Here is a 2,525-nt window from a genome sequence, read left to right as displayed (position 1 = left end):
CACCGCGAACGTCCCCGGATCTTCGACGACCGGCACCCGCGCGTAGCCGGCGCGCACGAGCAGGTCGACGGTGCGGTCCCGGTCGATCTCCTCCTCCGCGATCAACACGTCGGTGAGCGCCGACAGCTCGTCGGGCGGAAGCGTGCGCCGCATCAGTGACAGCGCCGACAGCACCACGATGTCGCTCCCGTCGCCGTGCGACAGTCGAAACAACGCGGCGAGCCGCTGCATCACAGCGCGCCGATCCGGCGACAACTCGGCGTACGGCGACGTGTCGATCGCGGGGACGTGCACCACGCGGTCCGCGTCCCCCGGCGGCAGAAAAAACGCGATGTCCTCGGCGAGGCGGGCCGCGGCCGCCTCGTCGGGTAGGACGACGACCAGCGGTTCGCCGCCGCCCGCGACGCGCGCGGCGACGAGCGCGGCGAGCGCGGGTGGCGCACCGTAAGCGGCCACCGGCGCTCGGCTTGCAACGGCCAGCAGGTGGTCGAGGGTGACATCGGACATCGCCCGGACCCTACCCGCCGGGCTGCGCGCGTGCCACCCGGCGCGCCTGTGATCCCCCGGAGTGCGCCGGCCGGCGACCGTGGTTGTCGATGCACATCCCGGGGCGAGCGAGGCGGGCCGACGACGGCAGGGCGGGCCCGCGCGAGCCGTTCCCGCGCCGCTGGCGCCGTGAGGGGGCGCGAGGCCTATGGCGGACTGGCGCGCTCGTGGTTACCATTGGGCCGTGGTTCGGCGCACGCGGGGGACGGGCGGCCGTGGCTTCACCCTGGTGGAACTCATGGTGGCCGTTGCGATCGTCGGCGTGCTCGCCGCGATCGCCGTGCCGGCGTTTCAGCGCTACGCGCGCAAGGCGAAGACGGCGGAGGCGACCACCAACCTGCGCAAGATCGTCGAGGGGGCGCGCGTGAGCATCCACGACACCGACACATTGGTAGGGCGCGGGTATTCGTCGTCGCCCGGCGGTCCGGTGGGACCCGAGGACACGCACGCGCCGATGACGCCATCGCTCGGGACGTGCTGCGCCATGGGCGGGCAGTGCGTGCCGCAGGCGGAGCTGTGGGCGTCGCCGTACTGGCAGCTGGTGAAGTTCGAACTCGTCGAACCGCACTACTACATGTACGCGTACGACATCGTCGGCGACGCCTTCACGGCGCGGGCGATGGGCGACCTCGATTGCGATGGCAACTACGCCACCTTCGAGATGTACGCGATCGAGGGGGACCGCGGCGAGACGCACGCCGGCGCCGGGCTGTACGCGCACGACGAGTTGGAGTGAGCGCGGCAGCCGCGCGACGGCGAGACCGCTGCGCGGTGCGCTCACTCGATCGCGATGTCGACCATCAGGTCGTGCGCGAGCGCTTCGAGTGCGGCGCGCAGGTCGTCGACCGATACGTTTGGCGGCAGGCGAAGCGCGGCGGTCATGCGAAACAGCGGTTCGCCCGTCATCGGCGCGCTGGCGCACGCGGTCTCGAGTTCCTCGACGTTGACCTCGCGGGCGGCGAGCACGCGGGAGATGGCGCGGACGATGCCCGGGCGGTCGTGGCCGACGACCTCGAGGTGCGCGGCGTCACCGGGGGCGTCGGGATCGGCCCCGGCTTCGTCGACCGCGACGCGCAGGTCGCCGATGCCGGCGAGCGCGGCGCGCAGGTCGCCGGCGCGTTCGGGCGGCAGGCGCACGAGCAGCACGCCGGCAAACCGGCCGCCGAGGCGGACGAGGCGGCTGGCCTCCCAGTTGGCGCCGTGCTCGAGGGCGACGGCGGACACGCGTTCGACCAGGCCGGGCCGATCCGGTCCGAGGAGGGTCACGACGTACGCTGCGGCGGACACGCCGGCAGTGTAGCGCGCGCCGGAGCGCACCGCGCGGCGGTCAACGGGTCGGCACCTGGCCCGTGTCGCGCCGGCGGCGCACGCGCCCGGCCGACGTCGCATCGAGCCACGCGAGCAACCCCTCGTACGACACCGGCTTGCTGACTACCTCGGCGTCGTCGACGTGGCGGCCCGCGTCGCGCGCGGTGTAGGCGAGCACGTGCGGCTTGCGGGCCCAGGCGCGCACGGTGCGGATGAACAGCTTGCCGCTCAGGTCGGGCAAGTCGAGGTCGGTGACGACCCAGTCGGCCGGGAACTCGCCGAGGATGCGCAGCGCCTCGGTAGCCCCCGCGGCCGCCCGCACCGTGTAGCCGTCGCCGGCGAGCAGCTCGGCGAGGCTCGAGCGCGCGACGGGGTCCGGGTCCACGACGAGCACGCGGTTCATCACGACGGTTCCGGTATGCAAGGCGCTTGCCAGAATGGCGGCCGCTCTGCGGCGCGTTGCGGTGCTGCCGAGTGGGTACCGGCCGGCGCGACCGCAGGTCGTGCGGCGGCTCTGAACGTTCCGCGCAGTTTTTTCGCGATCGGCCGAAGTGAGCCCTGGAACGGGTGGGCAACTCGACCGCGGTCGAGGCTTCCCGGCGGGTTCGCGGCTCCGCCCTCACGTCCACCGCCGCTCGGATGAACGGGGCGGGCGAGCGCCGTCGATGTGT

The 2,525-nt window shown here is 73.3% G+C and carries 4 protein-coding genes; 1 reads left to right on the top strand and 3 read right to left on the bottom strand.

Features of this window, described 5'->3' with window-relative positions:
- On the bottom strand, positions 1-507 hold a 507-nt coding region (locus D6689_23010; protein RMH35956.1), incomplete at its 3' end, for a hypothetical protein.
- Between the two features lie 187 nt (positions 508-694).
- On the opposite strand from D6689_23010, the gene D6689_23005 reads away from it, so the two are divergent.
- The gene (locus D6689_23005; GenBank protein ID RMH35955.1) at positions 695-1,282 is read left to right on the top strand and encodes a pilin; all 588 of its coding nucleotides are present in this window, start codon (positions 695-697) and stop codon (positions 1,280-1,282) included.
- A gap of 41 nt (positions 1,283-1,323) precedes the next feature.
- Here D6689_23005 and D6689_23000 read toward each other — a convergent pair whose 3' ends face one another.
- Positions 1,324-1,935 carry a hypothetical protein gene (locus D6689_23000; protein RMH35954.1) on the bottom strand — a complete coding sequence of 204 codons (612 nt, stop codon included), beginning with the start codon at positions 1,933-1,935 and terminating at the stop codon, positions 1,324-1,326.
- Positions 1,874-2,257, bottom strand: a complete 384-nt coding sequence (locus D6689_22995; GenBank protein RMH35953.1) for a response regulator — start codon at positions 2,255-2,257, stop codon at positions 1,874-1,876. The genes D6689_23000 and D6689_22995 overlap by 62 nt, the downstream gene beginning before the upstream one ends.
- Positions 2,258-2,525 lie beyond the last annotated feature (268 nt).

It is taken from the genome of Deltaproteobacteria bacterium (assembly GCA_003696105.1).
In the GTDB taxonomy this organism is placed as follows: domain Bacteria; phylum Myxococcota_A; class Polyangia; order Haliangiales; family J016; genus J016.
The sequence above is the reverse complement of the archived record's forward strand: the minus strand, read 5'-3'. Positions and strand labels throughout refer to the sequence as shown.

Bases quoted from the DNA above. Each gene is read 5' to 3' on its own strand.
- D6689_23005 (RMH35955.1), top strand. From the start codon at position 695: ATGGCGGACTGGCGCGCTCGTGGTTACCATTGGGCCGTGGTTCGGCGC.
- D6689_23000 (RMH35954.1), bottom strand. From the start codon at position 1,935: ATGCGACGTCGGCCGGGCGCGTGCGCCGCCGGCGCGACACGGGCCAGG.
- D6689_22995 (RMH35953.1), bottom strand. From the start codon at position 2,257: ATGAACCGCGTGCTCGTCGTGGACCCGGACCCCGTCGCGCGCTCGAGC.